Source organism: Paenibacillus sp. 01T424 (genome assembly GCF_056398745.1).
The window spans coordinates 62,712-81,514 of the sequence record NZ_JBFTPZ010000003.1; the positions used below are offsets into that span (position 1 = coordinate 62,712).

General features: G+C 48.3%; 18 protein-coding genes. All 18 read right to left on the minus strand.

What is annotated here, in order from left to right; translation table 11 throughout:
* Positions 1 to 5: 5 nt before the first annotated feature.
* Complete coding sequence (locus AC1DPK_RS03680) at positions 6 to 734, minus strand: phage baseplate assembly protein V (RefSeq protein WP_477509365.1); 729 nt, start codon at positions 732 to 734, stop codon at positions 6 to 8.
* Entirely contained in the window at positions 731 to 1,816 is a 1,086-nt protein-coding gene (locus tag AC1DPK_RS03685) for a phage late control D family protein (protein ID WP_076267909.1), read from the minus strand. The genes AC1DPK_RS03680 and AC1DPK_RS03685 overlap by 4 nt, the downstream gene beginning before the upstream one ends.
* A gap of 4 nt (positions 1,817 to 1,820) precedes the next feature.
* Positions 1,821 to 2,447 (minus strand): CIS tube protein, encoded by a 627-nt coding sequence (locus AC1DPK_RS03690; protein WP_076267910.1) that lies wholly within the window; start codon positions 2,445 to 2,447, stop codon positions 1,821 to 1,823.
* A gap of 27 nt (positions 2,448 to 2,474) precedes the next feature.
* On the minus strand, positions 2,475 to 6,269 hold the full coding sequence (locus AC1DPK_RS03695) for a hypothetical protein (protein ID WP_477509366.1): 3,795 nt from the start codon (positions 6,267 to 6,269) through the stop codon (positions 2,475 to 2,477).
* A gap of 71 nt (positions 6,270 to 6,340) precedes the next feature.
* Positions 6,341 to 6,802, minus strand: coding sequence for a phage tail protein (locus AC1DPK_RS03700; RefSeq protein ID WP_256710880.1), 462 nt, complete (start codon positions 6,800 to 6,802; stop codon positions 6,341 to 6,343).
* A 9-nt stretch (positions 6,803 to 6,811) separates the two neighbouring features.
* Complete coding sequence (locus tag AC1DPK_RS03705; RefSeq protein WP_076267912.1) at positions 6,812 to 6,991, minus strand: DUF6760 family protein; 180 nt, start codon at positions 6,989 to 6,991, stop codon at positions 6,812 to 6,814.
* A 17-nt stretch (positions 6,992 to 7,008) separates the two neighbouring features.
* Complete coding sequence (locus AC1DPK_RS03710) at positions 7,009 to 7,389, minus strand: hypothetical protein (RefSeq protein WP_028611985.1); 381 nt, start codon at positions 7,387 to 7,389, stop codon at positions 7,009 to 7,011.
* Positions 7,390 to 7,515: 126 nt separating this feature from the next.
* Positions 7,516 to 7,950, minus strand: a complete 435-nt coding sequence (locus AC1DPK_RS03715; protein ID WP_076267913.1) for a phage tail protein — start codon at positions 7,948 to 7,950, stop codon at positions 7,516 to 7,518.
* Between the two features lie 38 nt (positions 7,951 to 7,988).
* Entirely contained in the window at positions 7,989 to 9,701 is a 1,713-nt protein-coding gene (locus tag AC1DPK_RS03720; RefSeq protein ID WP_477509367.1) for a phage tail sheath family protein, read from the minus strand.
* Positions 9,702 to 9,803: 102 nt separating this feature from the next.
* On the minus strand, positions 9,804 to 10,604 hold the full coding sequence (locus AC1DPK_RS03725; protein WP_477509368.1) for a peptidase associated/transthyretin-like domain-containing protein: 801 nt from the start codon (positions 10,602 to 10,604) through the stop codon (positions 9,804 to 9,806).
* Positions 10,597 to 11,175, minus strand: a complete 579-nt coding sequence (locus AC1DPK_RS03730; RefSeq protein ID WP_477509369.1) for a Pvc16 family protein — start codon at positions 11,173 to 11,175, stop codon at positions 10,597 to 10,599. The genes AC1DPK_RS03725 and AC1DPK_RS03730 overlap by 8 nt, the downstream gene beginning before the upstream one ends.
* A gap of 167 nt (positions 11,176 to 11,342) precedes the next feature.
* Positions 11,343 to 13,559, minus strand: coding sequence for an AAA family ATPase (locus AC1DPK_RS03735; RefSeq protein ID WP_477509370.1), 2,217 nt, complete (start codon positions 13,557 to 13,559; stop codon positions 11,343 to 11,345).
* A gap of 31 nt (positions 13,560 to 13,590) precedes the next feature.
* Positions 13,591 to 14,811, minus strand: coding sequence for a PP2C family protein-serine/threonine phosphatase (locus tag AC1DPK_RS03740; RefSeq protein WP_477509371.1), 1,221 nt, complete (start codon positions 14,809 to 14,811; stop codon positions 13,591 to 13,593).
* A 37-nt stretch (positions 14,812 to 14,848) separates the two neighbouring features.
* The gene (locus AC1DPK_RS03745) at positions 14,849 to 15,193 is read right to left on the minus strand and encodes an STAS domain-containing protein (RefSeq protein WP_477509372.1); all 345 of its coding nucleotides are present in this window, start codon (positions 15,191 to 15,193) and stop codon (positions 14,849 to 14,851) included.
* Entirely contained in the window at positions 15,190 to 15,669 is a 480-nt protein-coding gene (locus tag AC1DPK_RS03750) for an ATP-binding protein (protein ID WP_339207663.1), read from the minus strand. Before AC1DPK_RS03750 ends, AC1DPK_RS03745 begins: the two co-directional genes overlap by 4 nt.
* Before the next feature lie 133 nt (positions 15,670 to 15,802).
* Positions 15,803 to 16,507, minus strand: coding sequence for a response regulator (locus AC1DPK_RS03755; protein ID WP_477509373.1), 705 nt, complete (start codon positions 16,505 to 16,507; stop codon positions 15,803 to 15,805).
* Positions 16,504 to 17,361, minus strand: coding sequence for a sensor histidine kinase (locus AC1DPK_RS03760; protein WP_477509374.1), 858 nt, complete (start codon positions 17,359 to 17,361; stop codon positions 16,504 to 16,506). Before AC1DPK_RS03760 ends, AC1DPK_RS03755 begins: the two co-directional genes overlap by 4 nt.
* Positions 17,362 to 17,384: 23 nt before the next feature.
* Positions 17,385 to 18,794 (minus strand): copper resistance D family protein, encoded by a 1,410-nt coding sequence (locus tag AC1DPK_RS03765; protein ID WP_477509375.1) that lies wholly within the window; start codon positions 18,792 to 18,794, stop codon positions 17,385 to 17,387.
* Positions 18,795 to 18,803 lie beyond the last annotated feature (9 nt).

Here is an 18,803-nt window from a genome sequence, read left to right on the forward strand (position 1 = left end):
AGCCATCAATTGATCTTAACCATCGCGCCCTTCAGCGACAAAATGCCGTTAGCCTTTACCTCAAGCATGCCATTGGATTGAAGCGTGAGCGCTGCATCCGCCTCCACCTTCACCTGAGCGCCTTTTACGGTAACCGATTTTGAGCCCGTCACTTTTACATCGCCTTGCGCGCTCATTTCAATCGTAGACGCTGAACCGCATTTGATGGTGACCTTCTTTCCCATCTCATCCAGCTTGATCGATTGCTGCTTGTCTTGCGTTTCAACCGTAACCGTCTTATCCTTATCGGCAAACGTAATATGATGGCCTTTTGACGTTTTTATCGTAACCGTGCCTGCGCTGCTCGTATCATCAAACGTAATCTCATGCCCGGTTTTCGTCTTGATTTTGCGAATATCGTTTTTGTCGTTCGGCGCAGGCGGCTTTTGTTTCTTGCTCCACAAAGAGCCAATGACGATCGGCTGATCCAGCCGCCCCATTAAGAAGGCGACAAGCACCTCATCATTCACCTCCGGCAAAAAGAGAGAGCCCATGTCGTTCCCGCCCATTAAAGTCGCAACGCGCACCCAATCGGTCTGGAGCTCGCCTTCACGCAGTGGAAACTTCACCTTTACGCGGCCAAGCTTATCCGGGTCTTTGTTGTCGGTAACGATTGCATTCCACACTCCGGACAGCTGCTCGGATTGCATGGAGCGCTGATGCTGGTCAAAAAAACCAGGATACATCGTGCTCATATCGCATTCCCCTCCGTCTCAAAATAAATCATGTAGCCATCCGTTGCGTCGAGTCGATGCGTAACCTTCGTCAATCGCAGCAGTTGATTCAGCTTGTCGCTGCCGAGACCCTCAATCTTGATTAATTCACCTGGCTTCAGCTCTGGAAAACCAATCGAAGTTCCATGACCGCTCACGAGCTCGCGGGAAATACGATCCAGCATCGCCTTCGCAAGCGATTGCGCCTCGTCCTGCGATGCTGCCTGCGTGTATACGACCTCCATCTTTTGATTAGAGAGCATGCTTGCTACACTTGGGCCGCTTTTGGTGTTCGTACCAATAATGGTAACCGAGCTGGCAACGGATTCTATCGCTTGCATCTTATCGACGTCATAGCCGCGAACTTTGACTTGCGAAGTCTGGCTGGAAGCATCCACCGTCAACGTGAACTGAACGAGGTTTTTCCCATATTTCAGCGTAATAAGCGGCGCTCCCGATGTTTTCGGTTTTTTGAAAATAAGCTTGGATGCTTCTACATAGAAATGCCTGTCGTTATCCATCGCAAGCGAGCGGACAAAATGATAATCGCTCACCCCAATTTGCTCAATCGTTTTTTTGGTGACGCCCGTATCGTCCAAATCGACAGACAAACCATAATTTCCGGCAATTTGCCGAACAACATCGCTGTCCTTCATTTGGTTCCACACCTTAGAGTGTGACGTCTTCATCATGAGAAAAGAGCGGTCCATCGCCGTTACGACAATGCTTGGGCTGCCGTTTGAAGGATAATCAATGGTATAGCCTGTCATGATTCCATCAAATACAAGCGATTTTTTATCTGCGTAACCAAGCTTGATTTGCACCTTCTTGCCTACCGCAATCGTTGTGCCTACCCATTGCATACGGGATTCGCTCCATATATAGCCATTAGAAATCGAAAACCTGGCGATATCCGCCTGTGCATCCGTCGTTTGCTCGACATCAACCCATTCTACGGCCATGTTTGAAAGCTTGATCAATTGACCCTCTATTAAAATATCAACCTCAGGTGCGCTAAAATCACCATATTTGGATTCCAAATCCTCAAAGGAGTTTGCAGCCACGTTTTCACTCCAATCTCGGAATCGTCAAGCTTCTTCCGGATAACAGCATACGGGGGTTATCAATCCCATTCGCTTCGGCGATATGGCGCCATGCTCCCGGGTCCTCGTATTCCTCAGCCGCTATTGACCACAGCTGATCCCCTTGCTTGACCGTCTTTTGCTTCGTACGGTCGGCAGATTGACGCGGAATTTCTTGGTATTGTTCCTTCATCGTTTGCGAGCTCAGCATATCGACCGTTAAGGATGCCCTAACAGGGACGCCGGTTTCCAGAAACATCGTGTATTTCTGCGTAATGCTTGTAATAACACCTTTAAAATCAAGCGAGCCCCAAATGAATTTACAGGTCGGCGGCGTATGCAAATCCGAGTCAACATCGAGTATGCCCACGATTTTGGAAGTATAGGTACGAACGTCAATGCCCGCTTCATACGTATCAAAAAACAAATTCAGCTTCAATGTTGTCCGCTCACCGCTCGTAAATTGGGAGAGCGGGGTTTGCAGCCCCGCAATCTCCTTCTCCGCATATTGATTTCCGGATTCCATCTCATAATCAGTCGGGTTAAAAAGCACGTCTACCTTCTCGGTTTCTTTCGCTCGAAAGATCCAAAACTGCGCTTTGCTTAATGCCATTCGATGTCCCCTCCAAATCTGTTCATTTTAGAAGCCTCTTCTTCGCTGCTCCAGCTTCATCTTTCGCTCCAACGCCTTATATACTTGATCCGCAATAGCTTCTGGATGCAGCTGCGGCATTTTCATAATCATCTTCTGCAGCTGCACAGGGTCCAGCTCGCGAGGCGCTTCCACCTTCACCTGACGCGGCGGCTCCTGTGCAGCGGGCCCACTTGGTTTATGATGCGAAAGTGTGGGCATCTCGCCTCGTTCAACAAATGAAGCAGCGTTCGTCTCTACTCCGCTAGGTGCAGCTTGGCCAGCTGTATTACGATGACGGGCAGCTGCTGTATAACTAAGCCTTACTTGATCGCCAATTGTGCCGCTAGATTGAACGGAACTAGGCTCAATGCCGGCTTTTACAACGGATGTTAGTCCGCTAAGCATCGGCTTGTTTTCTATGGATGCTTTTGCAGCAAGATTAGCGAAGCCAGAATGTCTTTGAATCGTTCGGAATGGAGTCACTCCTGCTCTGGATCCGCTATTCAAGAAAGATGACATTAACGTTTGACGATGCACAGGATTGGTTTGTCCACTGCGTTTATTTCTCTCGCCAATAGGGAGAGCAGGAGCTGACAGCTTCATGTCTCCTGATTCTGTCTGCTTGTGCACGCTTAGTGTTGGATACGCGCGCATGGATGCGGAAGCTTTCGCTGATTCCGTAGCTTCGGCTGACATTTCAAAGCGGTTAGCCAACGTTTGTGATGCTTTATTCGCCACATCATTTAATGATTCAGCGCCATATGTTTTTTCTATTTCATTTACCGAGGTGCTGTTATTTTTACGGACTTGCCGTTGAACTAGTCTTGATTCGACCGGCTTTTGTTTCGCTTCAGCGCTAGTGCTTGGCTTTGTGTTTGGAGAAGTCTGCTCCGCTAGCCTCCGCACTAATGAATTGGATGTATACCTGATATTATTGTTTTCAACCGCATATGCTGAGGTTTTAATCGCTTCAGATGGGAGCCATTCAGCAGAAAAACGATGAACCGTTCTTCCTACTAAAGGAGAAGCTGAATCTACTTTTGCTCCAGCATTGGCAGGAGAAAAAGGACTAGGCATTGTTGTCCCTTTTCTTTTCCCTTGTATTGCATTCTGAAGTATAGCGCTGATGCTCGCTTCATGATTTGCCGCTATCACTCGCCGCTTATGCGACAGTGATGCTCCGTTTTTCAATAACGTCTTCTTATTATTCGCTGCTCTCGCAATTAATTGTCCGCGAACGGTAACAGATGCCAAGCCCGTATTTAAACCAGCCTCTTCGCTTGGCTTCAATTCTGCCATTTTAGACAAATTCTCTGATGTCGCACTCGCGTCTGTTCGACTGGCACGAGCAGAAGCGCCTTGAATGAAATTCGCATCATGAGTTAAGGTTTGCGATTCTGGTACGATTGTTCGTTTATGTAAAATAGCACGGCGGCTTTGAGCACGTATATTCCCTTCCGGATTATGATCCGTTGCAGCTTTATGCTTATAGTTGAGCTGAGTTAACGGCTTCTTTAGGGCGGTAGCTTCGGATGCCTTGCTTGCATCCTGCCTTAGCACTGGCACTGCGCTCTGCGCAGGCTGTCTCTGTTCAAAACGTCGCAAAACCATCTGGGCAGGCCTCGAAGCCATAATCCGGTTCCTTATTCTTGCTGCTTCTGCAAGAGCATTTGATAATGTCCTTGACGGTATAAACCGTTGAGATCCATCAGCTGATATCCCTGCTTGTGCTGCAATTGCTTTATGGATTGAAGTAGCAGCACTGCTAGGTTTTGTTTCATTTTGCTTCCAGCTGCTTACATTCGATGAGATACCAGCTGGATTAGCTTTAATCTCTTTTTTATTGGAAGGCACGACTGTATTAATCATGCTGCTATTATTCAGATTTACAGTTGAATCATTATCGACCTCTCGAGGCTGATCTGACTGTGAACGATTCGCTCGATGAATGAGACGTTTGGCAGCAATCGCTGATTGGCTGCTCCGTTCAGTTAATTCGTTCAAAAGCTGCGGCTTGCGCTGCAATACTGGAAGCTGAAGCCTATTTCGATTAACATCAGTTATCTTGCTAGCGGTTACCTTGATACTTGAATGGATAGCGGCAGCTTCTGTTTCTGATTCTGCATTTGGCATTGCCAAACGATTCGGTTGATTCGTTTTTTTCGCGGAGGCATTTGATTGTACATCCGCTTCCTTGCCATTTGGTGCTGCTTCTTGCGACATCTCCGTTTGCTCGGAGATATGTTTTTGATGATTACGATGCTTTAGCTTTAGCTGTTTTTTTCCTTTTGCACGATCTTCTTGCGGTAACACATCATCGGCCTGTCTACTCGAGAGCGTACGGAACGTATGTGTCGCTGTCTCTAGCTGCTCCAGCTTCGCCGCTTCGGCTCTTTTCCCTGCCTCGCTTAGAACCTTACTCGCAGCGGCGCTCTGCTTATCCGCCTCCCGCTGCTCCAGCTTCGCCGCTTCGGCTCTCTTCCCAGCCTCACTTAGAACCTTGCCCGCAGCGGCGCTTCTCTTCTCCGCTTCCCGCTGCTCCAGCTTCTCCGCTTCGGCTCTCTTCCCAGCCTCGCTTAGAACCTTACTCGCAGCGGCGCTCTGCTTACCCGCTTCCCGCTGCTCCAGCTTCACTGCTTCGGCTCTCTTACCTGCCTCGCTCATAACCTTACCCGCAGCGGCGCTTCTCTTCTCCGCCTCCCGCTGCTCCAGCTTCACCGCTTCGGCTCTCTTCCCAGCCTCGCTTAGAACCTTACTTGCAGCGGCGCTTCTCTTCTCCGCCTCCCGCTGCTCCAGCTTCACCGCTTCGGCTCTCTTCCCAGCCTCGCTTAGAACCTTGCCCGCAGCCGCGCTCTGCTTACCAGCCTCCCGCTGCTCCAACTTAACTGCTTCGACTCTCTTCCCAGCCTCACTTTTAACCTTACTTGCAGCGGCGCTTCTCTTCTCCGCCTCCCGCTGCTCCAGCTTCACCGCTTCGGCTCTCTTCCCAGCCTCGCTTAGAACCTTGCCCGCAGCGGCGCTTCTCTTCTCCGCTTCCCGCTGCTCTTGTGAAACGACTGCTCTGCGTGCATTCGTAAGCTGCAAAGGCGCCTTGCTCAATGATGCGCCAGAATCGTTAGCCTGCTTGAGGTTAGACTTAAGCTGAGCTCGATCCTTCGCCAGCGGCTTATTAAGGTTATCCAGCTTTCGAAGCGATTGAATAACAATACCGGGTTGAAGCTTGGCTTGCAGCCATTTATAGTAATCCGTCTGCTGCTCTGCCTTCAATGGTTGAGTAGGCAGCTGCGAAACATGCGGTATTATTCGTTTGGAATGGTCATGCTTAAATCTGTTCGTAATTATACTGCTGTTAACAATCTCATCTAACTGCTTCGTAATGCCTATTTTGTGGAGTGCTCCATCATTCGTTTCTTTCCCTTGAACAGGCTGTGCTATTGCTATTTCTCTTATCGTTCTTAGTTCTTTGATAATATGTGTCACATCTCTGAATACGATCGTTTCACGCTCTACCGTTACTCGCTCGCGCATCATGATGCGCTCAGGCTTGCGCTCTGGACTAGGCGGCGTTTTTTTATTGTAGCCGTTATTTGGTGCTGCTGCTTTAGGTGCTACGACTTGCACATGCAGCGTTTGCTGAGTAATGGTCGGTTCATTTTTGATCACATGCGACATAGCGACCCGCTCAAATATTTTGCGTCCTGTGCCTGTCTTATATTTATTTAAGATGCCTCCGGCAAACGGCTGAACCGACGTTGATTGCTTTGTCGCAGCTTTGCCCATACGGTCCAAAATTCGTTTCATACCGGTGCATCCTCCTATTCCCGTTCAACTTGCATTTTATGATTCATTAACGTTTGACTACATGCACAACCCTACTTCTGAAAATCGCCATATAAACCGCTATGAATAATTTCTATCGTTTCAACCGCAATGTCACTCGTGCTCGCATTCAGATGCGGCCCGGTCCACCTCACCGGATAAGCATCAAAGAAGCTCCAGCGCCCAAATTCTGTTCCGTCAGCAGATTGCAGTACAATCGCACCTGTTTTGCGGTCAATCGTTCCATCTATTGTGCTTTCGTACCAGCTCCAAAGAGCAGGCGATTTAGTCATACCCTTGCGCAGCACGAGATTTGGGAACCGAACGCCCATCGGCAGCTTATGAACATAACCATTCACTCCGCCTTCACGGTATTCCTCAATTTCTGTTTCTGCCTCAAGTCCCGAAACCTCAGAGAACCCAGCAACAAAAATGTCATCGAGCTCCACCCAAAACTTGAATGTTGTAGCTACATCGTGAAAGCGACCTTTCTCTTGCCCCTTCATGACTGCCATAGCGCCGCGTCACCTCTTTCCAAAAACGTCGAAAATATTTTTCTTACCGCTATCTGATTCATCGTTCATCTTGCGATTTATTTTGGAAATTTCGTCGCACCAGCGCCTGCGTTCTGCATGCTCCATGCTCATAATTTCGTCATGCGACCAATGAAAATAATACGCGACGAAGCCTACCTCCTCGTACAGCCGGTCAACCGGATAACCTAAGAGAGAGCTTCCGTTAAGGACAAAAAATCGACAGCCACCTCGAACTCGTGGTCACATTTCGGACAAGCCGTAAGCACCTTAGGCGCCTCTAAGTCATTAATCTGACGATATAGATTTTGCAAATAAGCAAGATCTGCCGTAAACAGCTTCTCGATCAGCTTCGTATCAATATGCCTAACGTCCCCAAGCTTCGTTACCACTCTAGCCATCAAAATAACGGTCAAATAACTAGGGTTGGATTGTACGCGCGGGTCCTTCATCGGTAAAATTTCATCAGCTGCCGTAGCAAGCCGCATAACCCCCCGCCGGTGGAGATTGCCTTGATCATCCACGTAGCCGCGAGGCAATTCAAATTCATATTCCGTTTGAAACGCCATCCGGTCATCACTCCAATATGTAAAATAGAATCAATTTCTAGAAAAGCGGAAAACAAGAGAGGAGCAAACGATTTCTCGCCTGCTGACCTCCCTTGTTCGCCATAAACCAGCTTTAATTACTCATTTCTATGCGGTGCGCGTTAAACCCTCATGAGCGAATTCAATCAGCTCTAGCGCAATATCATTGCCGGTACCATTGAAGGTAGGCGCAGTATATTTAACAGGCCAAGCTTCGATAACCTGCCAAGTAGCCACGTCTTCGCCTTCTTCGTCAAGCGCGATGATCGTAATCGTTTTGCGCTCAATCGTTCCTTCGGCGCATTCTTGAAGCCAATCATACAGCTCCATCGATTCAGTCGTGCCCCATTTCAGTGAAATGTTGCCGTACTTGATTAAGCCTGGAAGCTTGCGAGGTGTAATAACCTCGTTGCCCTCGCGGTATTCGACCACATCAAAGGTTGCCTCAAAACCGGAAACCTCGCTAAATCCTGCTTGCTCAAGACCTTCTACTTCTACACGAAATCTAAAATTGCGATATGGATCAATACGATCTCCTGGCATGTGGATCCCCTTCCGTTATTCGATATGGAAGCTAATGACTATTCCGAACCTGTTTTTTGTGTGATGCGGAATACGACGAATTCAGCTGGTTTCACCGGCGCTACGCCGATTACACAAATCAATCGTCCATTGTCGATGTCATCCTGTGTCATCGTTGAACGTCCAATTTCAATATAAAATGCTTCAGACGGGCTTGTACCGGACAATGCTCCGTCACGCCATACACGAGTTAAGAATGCGTCAATCGTGCGCTGAACCCGGGCCCATAGCTGCTCGGTATTCGGTTCAAATACAACCCAGCTTGATCCATTCATGATCGAACCTTCGATGAAAATGAATAAGCGGCGTACGTTGATATATTTCCAAAGTGTATTGGATGAACATGTACGAGCGCCCCATACGCGAATGCCTTGACCTGTAAAAGCACGAATCAAGTTGACGCCTGCTGGGTTAAGAATATCCTGCTCGCCATTGTTATATTGAACGTCTAGGCCTACTACACCGCGAAGCGTTTCGTTGGCAGGCGCCTTTTGTACGCCGCGTGTCGTGTCCGAACGAGCATATACCCCAGCGATTGTACCAGATGGCGGGATGAAAATATTGCGTTTGTCGAGCGGGTCAAACACTTGCAGCCATGGATTATACAGTGCGCAATAGCTTGAATCGAACAAATCACGATGAGCAAGCACATCCTGTACCTTCGTTACTTCGCGAGGAAGATCAAGAATCGCAAAGCGGCTTCCCAAGCTTTCACAATGAGCAACCAGCGACAGCTGTACGTTAGGATCGGTTACACCTGGAATCGCCATGATGCTGACAACATCGTTGTCGATAAACGACTGGATGCCTGTTCTTCTGCCTGGACCAAAGTCTTCGCCGATAAAATCAGCAGCCGACAAGCTCGCAGCAGAACCATCACTACCTCCCGCAAGCAGAATTTCAAATACGGCAAGCTCAGAACCAGCAATTTGCTCCAGCGGAGCAATGCTCTCTTCCGATGCCTTTAGTACTTGTACGCTTACGATATTCGAGCGGGATACCAGCTTCTCCACATAGTTTGGAGCCTCTGGATTTAGTGATGCTTTCTCGTAGGTTTCCGACTCTGTTCCGTAAAGCACGTTAATCGTAAACTCCGAGGAGCTTAGTACTTTAGTTGGAACTAGAGCCGTATCCACTACATCGCCGCTAAGTGCTTCTGCAAGCTCAATCACTTGATCATGAACAGAAATGATGCGGTTGTATTGCTTGTCTGTACCATTTGTAAAAACGACCACATCCCCAGCATAAAAGCCAGCAGCGTTTTTCACGCGGTAACGATTGCCTTCGCTTGCTTCAAAGATCGGTGTTTTTGCTTTGCTTGCAGGAACAACAACAGCACGAATTTGATTGCCCCAAGCGCCTGGATTTTTGGCGGTAATGGAGAGAACCGCATCCTTCTGAGCTTCGTTAGAGGCAGTTTTGGCATCTGACGGCGCTACCCGGGAAATGAAGCAGCGGGAGCCTCCGTTTGTGAAAAACTGATTAACCGCATGCGCAAGAAAACGGTATGAGCCAAAAGCATTTTCAGATAAATAGGAACCATATACACGTCCAAAATCAGCTGGACTTGTAATAAGCTGCGGTAAACCCTCGACTGGTCCGCGAGCAGCAAGCCCAATAAAGCCCGCTGTGCTCGTACTAACACCTTCCAGTGGTTTGGCGCCGCTCTCAAATTCCTCCACATAGACGCCTGGCGATAAATACTCAGCCATGTGTGATCTCCTCTCTGAATCTATTTATGTATTAGGTAATGGCAGGCATATTTCTCCCGCGTCAACCCCAAGACCAATTGGAATGCGTCAGAATAGTTAATCCTACTGAAGGACTAAAGTCTGCGCTGATACTACTTCACCCGCTTGCGCCGTCAACTCGGTCGCAGCGCTGCCATGTTCATTAATTGCAAACACTTTAATAGGAAAACTGGTGGGCAGTATGCCGCGGAATGGAAGAATAACGATACCGTTATTTGCACTGCTCGTTTGAACAGCAGGCAATAATAGCGCGCCTCTTCGATAGTTTTCCTGCAATGGCTGCTCGAATCGCAGTCCATTGCCGGGCAAAATCTCAGCTACACGCACAAGCTCCTCATTGCCTTGACCGCGAAGCAGTAAGCTCTCGCCTGCAACCGTCTGTCCCTGCAACTGCCCCACTGCTGCTGTATCTGCACCAGCAAGCAGCGAATCTTGCATAATTCTACCTCGTGCTGCGGCATCCTCGCATATGTAAGCCCAAACCTCAGCATCAGCACAAGGTCTGCTAGCAGCATCACATAACTCAAAGGTGACAGCTGTCGAATCTGCAGGATAAGCATATTTGGGACTAGGCAAAAGCGGTACTGTAATCATTGGGTATAATTTTGAAATAGAAGCGGTTTCAATCTGTTTCCTGTAGGGTATAAATACAGATGAGGTAACGGAGAGCACATAGCTGCCAGAGGGAAGGTCAAGAAACAGAAAGGTCCCGTTAGGCTTCCGAATGGGTTTCTTATGAATGCCCTCAAGTGAAACGGATAACGCGGAAGGTGCAAGCAGCCTTCTTGTCCATACGTCAACTGGCGATACAACAAGCGAGCAGCGAGTTACCCTCGTTGAACGATGGTGTGACATATTAGCCACCGTCCTTTTCCTCAAGCACAATATGACGCTCGACAACTCGCGAAACCGGCTTCACACGATTCGAATCGAGCATGACAGGGCCTATGCGATAGACGACAGAAAGCTTGTACGGCGTATCACCGAACTGCCAAAGCTTCAGTAAATCTTCGCCTTCCATGCTGACTAGATTCATCCTTATCGCACCGTTTCCTTCAGCAAGCGTGCCTTCAAGATATGTACCGCTGAGTACGGCATTATCATAAAAGACCTGCATAGCACGACCTAATATCCGATGCTCGTCCAATGCACGCGTTAATCGATTCGCACTCGAATGCGCTGTCATTAAAAAATAAAAATCAAGCGCCTGCGGCGGGTACTGAAGCACACCTCCACGATCCACCATGCCCGTCCGGCGAGATTCGCCATTTTCCTTAACGTTGAACAAAAACAAGGAAAGAGCTAGATCGCCTGCATCCCGGGGCGAAGCCATTCCGATCAACTCGGGACGCGGCACTGGGTCAGGCGTAAGATGATCACGTAGCAAGCGCAGCATGCTGGCTTCCAAATCCGCAATAACCGTATATCCACCCATCAGCCTATCACTCCCAAAAAAATCAAAATGGTATTCGATTTCTATTATAGCTTCTCTACTACCAATTGACTACGCAAAATTACTCAATTTATGTCAATTTTCCTGACTTCGCGAACCAAATTCAGTAAAATTACTACATTTTACAACAAATTATTAATAAAAACTTGCTAGTTATACGGTTCGAACGATTCTTTCACGACAATTTTCCCCATCTTGTGGAGCTCTTGACGTGTCGCACGAACCATATGCCTCATGCCGATTGAAGCTTGCTCCGAGGCAGCCATAAACGCGGCAGACAGGACAATATTTTTAATATGACCGCCTGATGCATCGATGCGCGCTGCTAGAAATGACAGATCAAGGTCAGGATCAAGCGGCGCATCCTTAGGCAGCAGCGAGCGGAAAATTTGCTCCCGATGGGCGGCATCCGGGAATGGAAAGTTAACGATTACCTGCATTCTTCGCAAAAAGGCTTCGTCCATATTTTGCAGCAAATTGGTTGCTAGAATCGAGATACCCTCGAAACTTTCAATGCGCTGCAGAAGATAGGATGCCTCCATGTTCGCGAATCTATCATTTGAATCTTTTACTTCCGTTCGTTTGCCGAACAAGGAGTCTCCTTCGTCAAAAAACAGGACAGCCCCGCTGCTTTCCGCTTCAGCAAACAGCTCTCTCAAGTTTTTTTCCGTTTCTCCGATATATTTGCTCACAACGCGCGACAGATCAATACGGTAAAGCTCTAGTCCCATCTCTCCCGCAACGACTTCAGCTGCCATCGTTTTGCCCGTGCCAGGAGGCCCAGCAAACAACATGCTTAAGCCTCGACCATAAGGCAGCTTATGACCAAAGCCCCATCGATTAAACACCGTTTCGCTATGCTTATGCCTGCTGCACGCATCCTTAAGAAGCTCCAGCGGCTCCTCTGGCAATATCAGATCATCCCATCGCCGAACTAGCCGTTGCTTCTCCGCAAGCTCGGACAAACGATGCTGAACCTGTGTTCGCGAGGCATGGGCATAATCATCAAGTGTAGGGAATTCATGCTTGTTATGGTAAGCTAGGCGATCTGCTTGTTTGCTCATTCCCTCGATCTGCCCAGCTGTAAAAGCATACTTATCGGCTAAATGTCTAAGCAGACTACGATCCGCTCTTTCATCGCTGCAGCGCTGCCAGAGCTGCAATCGCACTTCTGCGTTAGGAACATGCACAGTGTGGCTCGTTAATGCAGAAAACGCTGGAAGCGGCAGCTGTGAGGAGCGTCTTTCTACTCGCGTTAGCCATAACACGACAGGGAGCCTTGCTAATTCTATATAGTTAGTAAGCGCCTTGCGAACCCTTTCCTGCTGATGAGGCCAGCCCTCAGCTGCGCTTCTTTCACCCTCCCCCTCATCGAAGCATAAAACAGCTACAGATAAGAGTGATTCACGTACAATATTGTTCAACTGCTCCGTCATCGCATCTTCATCCTTAGCAAGCTTGTCTAGCTTGACAAGCAGCAGCGGCTGCTCCAAAGACTGAGCCAGATGTCTGGCATGCAGCTTTTTGCCGGCGCCCGAAGGTCCGCTTAACTGAATAAACGGTATTTCATACTGCTCATTCTCATCATCTTGAGTGAATGATTTGTCTCCCTTGAAGGATCGTTCCCTTTGCACAATTTGCAGCAGCATGTCTTGAAGCTCGCAATTAAACGCCAGCTCTGGAGCTGACCTCGCCCCATCGTATAAGGTACAAACGTCTTCAATTCTGGAATCCAGCTTTTCAGTATCCAGCAGAAACGAGATAATACGGGCGTCCATGCGCAGCGGCTGCTTCAGCATGCTTCTCTCAGCGGGTACTGCCGCTCTGCCTGATCTCAGTACAAATCTGCCAAGGGTCGAATAACCTGCGAGCAGCGAACGAGCATGATAAAACTCTTCTTTCGAATCTCCTAACAATCGCAGCGCAAGCTCCGCGGTAGGCACCCGCAGCGTAACGTCGTCATTCAAATAGCCAAACCAGCTTTCATAACGTGAATCAAGCTCAGCTGCAAGGCATAACATAACGCAGCGTTTTTCCCATGTCGAAAGACGAAGAGTCCATGACAAATAGGCGAACGGGAGCCTTGCTCCCTCGCTTACGCTGTCATGGATGTGCTGTGAAAACTGTCGTTCCGCCTCTACACGAAATTGTCTAAACGAAGCTAGTGCATCTACTTCCTGTAAAGACTCGTTTCCTAGAAACGATCGTTCTATATCGATAGCATTAACGACGAGGCCGCGCATTGACATTGGCGTTTGACCATCGATTTCCTTGCTCTCAAAATCTGCAAGAAGAACTCGCAGCCCTTGTTCCAGCAAAGCGAGCTCGTCACGTAAATAATCGAATCCTGTTTCATAAAATCGCATGATGGTTCACCCTTATATGAATGCATTACGCTTATCGGCGCATGAGGCAAAGTACCGCAATATCGTCGGATTGTGGAGCTCCGTCCGCGAACATGAACACGTCCATCAGCAGCGCATCGATGATTTCAGCGCTAGAATAACCGGACGTTTGAGATAAGAAATTTTGTAAACGACTAGTGGAATACTGCTCTTGCAGTTCGTTCTCAGCCTCGGTAATACCATCGGTGTAGAGGACAAAACGATCGCCATGCTCAAGCTCGATGGTCTGATTCCGATAAGTGAATTCCGGGAAAGAACCAAGCGGGATGCCTTTGGGGAGCTTAATCGGCAGAACGGAGCCGTCCGCTTTGACAATGTAAGGAGTACAATGTCCGCCATCGCTAAGCACAACCTCGCCAGTCGCAATGTTCAGCACGCCGCATATGATCGTTGCGAATAGCTGCGCATTGTCCGTACAAAGCTCATCGTTGACCATTTCCAGCAGCTCGCCTGGCGACAGCCTCGCATTCATTTTCCCTTTAATTAACGAAAGCGTCATCGCCATGAACAGCGCAGCCGGTATTCCTTTATCCGACACGTCACCTAGTGTGAAAAACAGATGCTCCTCGTCTATTTTGAAAAAGTTGTAGAAGTCGCCTCCTACCTCTTTCGCTGACTTCAACAGTGCACAAACGTCAAAAGGTTCATTTGCGGAAGGCATTGTCGTAGGAAGAAAGCTGAGCTGAATGCTGCCGGCAATTTGCAGCTCATTCTCAAGGCGATCCTTGAGTGCTGTTGCCATTTGCAGCTCCCCCACCGACTCCTCAAGCGCTTCATAGAGTCTAGCATTATCCAGTGCCAATGCCAGCGGCCTTGCGAACTGAGTAAGCGTCTCATGATCTGCCCTACTAAATCGAGCTCCGCCGATCTTAGCGGTTGCTTCCAGAACACCCACTTTACGGCCTCTCGCCATCATCGGCACGCTTACCTTATCGCCGACGCTATGATCCATGGTTTTTGTAAGCTCATTATCTTGCGAATCCCAGTCATCGACCAGACCAACCGCTGCCTCTTCTGCGAATATAAGCTGCTTCGCTGCTGCATTTACCGAATTTATTAGCTCCGGCTGATGCAGCGAGGAATGAACCTGCGTGCTTAAATCAAACAGCATTTCCGCACGCCTCAGCTTTGCGGTAAGACGACGATTGCAAACGAATAAATATGCCGCAGCGCCAAGGCCCGCAGCTCCGAATATTAAATAGAGTACTGACAAGACCGTTACCGCCTCTCTAGCTTCAGCTGAACCATCATTAAGCCCCTGCTCCCAGTTTGACTAGCGCTTCTTCCAGTGTCTTCGCCATATCCAATATGGTTGTAAAACCCGACATTTCAAATACATCATAGACTTGCTCGCCGAGACATGCGCAAACCATCTGTCCTTTAGAGGCTCTAAGCTTCTTAGCCGCCACCAGTATAACGCGCAGTCCCGCACTGCTTATGTATTGCAGATTCGTAAAATCAAAAATAAATTGCTGCTTGCCTTCTGCAAATAGCTTCAAGAAAGCTTGCTCCGCTATCGTCGCATTATTTCCATCCAATCTTCCCTCTAGTGGAATAATCGTAATGCCATTTAACTCCGTTGCTTGAATGTTCATATGTCTGCTTCCTCCCGCTTATCGCCATTGCTATTAAGTACGAATTGCTTGCGCATGCGGAAGCGATTCAAACCGCCCGCATATTCATAATGAATGTCATCCATTAACCTTTTCACAAAAAAAATACCCAAGCCGCCAATCGGACGATCCTCCAGCTCGAGCTCTAATAGTGCTCTAGGATCAGCCTCCTGCAGCGGATTAAAGGGAACGCCCCCGTCTTCTATTTTCACTTCAACACTGGTTGGAGAAGCTTGAATAATGACGTCAATATGATGCTCTCCCCCAGATGGGAAGCCGTAGTTTACAATGTTGATGACAAGCTCCTCGCATGCTAGAGACAAGTCGAGAACTGCGCGTTCAGACCAGCCCGCCTCGGCACCGATTTGTTCAAGCCCTTCATTCAGACGCTGAAGCTCATCCAGCCGATTGTACAGCTTAATTTCACGATCGATGGGAAATTGCCAATCGTTCGACATTTACTACCCCCCAAATTGAATCTGACCTATACGAGCAGAAACTAAGCAAGATATGAATCTAGTAGTTCTACGAATTTTGTTGGAATCCTGCTATTTTTGTCGAATAGTTTGAAGTGCATCTTCAGCAAAAGTTTTAACGTTCAACAAGCCCCTGCTCAAAGGCGTAAATCGTCAACTGTACGCGATTAGCGAGATGAAGCTTTTGCAAAATATTTTTCAGATGGTTTTTTACCGTATGCTCCGACAAGCACAGCTCGCCTGCAATTTCACGATTGGAAGCGCCTGTAGCCACCCGCTCAAGCACTTCTTTCTCCCGATCGGTCAGCGGAGTCGTAATAATAGACGCATTTTTATCCAGCATTTGAGGTTTATTCACAAGATGCTTCGTCTCCTGCGGCTTCATTTTCGAAAATTCCTGCAGCATGCGAAAAGCAAGCTCCTTCGACATCGGTGCTTCATCTAAAGATATCGCTCGCAAATATTCCATCCATGAGGACGGCGCAAGATTTTTGAGCAAATAACCTTGTGCTCCTCGCTTAATCGCTTCGAATAAATTAGTAATGTCATCGGAGACCGTTACCATGACAATTTTTAATGAGGGCATGAGCAGCTTCAGCCGCTGCGTCGCTTCGAGTCCGCCAATGCCAGGCATATTAATGTCCATAAGCACCAAATCGGGCTGTAATTCTTCGATCGCAGCGATTGCCTCCTCGCCGCTTGCCGCTTCCCCTATTACTTCAAATGAGTCATCGCTTAATACTATATCGCGTATGCCTTCCCGGCCGTGGGGATGGTCATCTACTAAAAAAACGCGTACCTTAGCCGTTTTATCCGTCATTTGGTATCACTCCTTCCGATGATTTCGACTTTTGTGCCCTGCGGTTTCGTCTGCTGTACCGTCATCGTCCAGCCCATCGCAGCTGCTCGCTCCTGCATCATTTTGACCCCATACTTGCCTTTGCCGTGAAGCTTCTCCTTCTCAGCCCCTATACCATCATCGAAAATGGAGCAGCGGAAAGTATTTGGCGACTTCTCTGAGCTTCCGACTCCTTCACCTTGAATAATAATTTGTTTTGCTTTCGCATGCTTCTGTACGTTCATAAGAGCCTCACGCATAATGGCCAGTAATTCGACCTTTTGCTTATAGGACAACAAGCCGTCCTGTACATGCCACTCCACTGTTGTTTGAATGCCGGAGGTCTGTTCCATTTCAACGGTTAAATGGTGGATGCTTTGCATCCATGACATATCGGCTGGTAAAGGCGCATCGTGTAAATTGGCAATAGATTGTCTGACGTCATCATATACATGCCTCACGGTTTTTCTAATCTGATCCGTCGTTTGCTGTGCATCAGAAGCGGACTCCGCCCGCTCCAGCTTGTCCAGCTTAACCGATAGCATAAACAACGATTGTGATATGCCATCATGAAGCTCGCGAGCGAGCTGCTCACGTTCCTCAAGAGCCGCCTTGACAATACGCTCGCGCTGCAGCGTCTCTTGCGTTTGCTCCAGCTTAGCGAATAACGCACGGAGCAGCGTCAGCGAAATAATAAAAACAAAAACAGGCGCGAGCAAATTGCCGAGATCCATCGAAATGAACGGGAGCAGCAGTGCGTGGCGCAAATACTCCCATAGCCCGATAGCGACCGTCGGAATCCATAAAATTAGCCATTTCAGCCATTTATACGACATCTGCTCAGCTCCCTTTCTCCCCATTAGTCATTCCGAAACGGAATCAACTGCTTCGTTACTGCGCCAGTCTGATCCGTAATGATCAGTTCTGCTTCCCATGCCCCGCGTGTAGGCAGCTCGAACTTATCGGATTCATAATCCGTTTCTAAAAACCCTGGGAAAGCTAAATAATTTTCCCCGCTGGCGCCGCGCACTGGAACGTTAATATCCGCTTTCTTCGGATTGTCCGGCGTACGAAGCAGAAATTGTACAGATGCCGGCGAACCAAGCGTCTTAGGCAGCCAAATTTTTAATTTTACGTCATTTGGACCAGGTCCATTTGGCGTTATGATTACCGTGTAATGGAGCGTTTCACCCATTTTATGATAGGATAACGGCTCTGTATCGGGAACCGGACTTACGTAAGTGAAGATGCTTGCAAGAATCAGCACCAAAGCCATCAAAAGTCCATCCAGCTTCAGCAGCTTGCCGTTAGGCAGCTTTTGCTGTTTGGCACGCTTATGCAGCAGAAATCCAACGCAAGCAACAATCAGTACCAATCCTGATTTGGCAAGCAGCATGAACCCCCAGCTTGTATAAAACAAATAGCGCCAGCTTGGAAGAAGAAGTGCCGTCATGCCAATTCCACTAATCGATAGGAGCACTATTGTCAGCCATGCGACCTTCGTAAATCGCTCGGCGAATCTCCCTGCCTCCTTGCGATCAGTCCGCCACAATAGCAATAGCAGCATTAATCCGCCAGCCCACAAAGCAGAGCAGACGATATGTATGAAGTCGAACACTATAGCAAACGTATTGCTTGGAAGTGCATTAACATGCCCATTAAAGCTTTCAACCGCAATAAGCAGCAGAGCCCAAATCATTTTGAGTGAATCATGCATTCGCAGAACCGTAAATCCAAGCAGCGAAAGTACGATCAGTGCAAGCCACGATTGTCCGGTGGACGTCTCCGTCAGCAAGCGGACCCATTCATTCGAATTACCGCCGTCATATCCCTTCATTAATTGACTCGCATGAACAAATACGAATAGCAACACGGCAAGCAGCAATCCTCTAAGCGAATAGATGCTCCATTTTTGCACGAGCTTGCTCAGAGTGGATTCCTCATCCTTTGGCAGCGTTATGGACCAAAGCATTAATCCAGCAGCGAACATAAAGGCAGCATAATAAATCGCTCTAACCGTGTAAAATAAAGCTTGCGAAACGGTTATTCCTGCTTCTGATTGTGTCCCGTCCGAATGATTATGGCCAACCTGCTTGTGAGGATCAAAATTTGTTTCTTCCATTCCGGAATACAGCTGTGCAAAAGCCTGCGGCGGCGATACCCACAAAGAAGCAGCAGCGGCGATCAGAAGAAACAATAGTACCATTGCCATATATTTCGCCCATCTGCCGGACGCCATTTGTTTTAGTTGGAGCAAATATTTTCCCATAGATGTCAC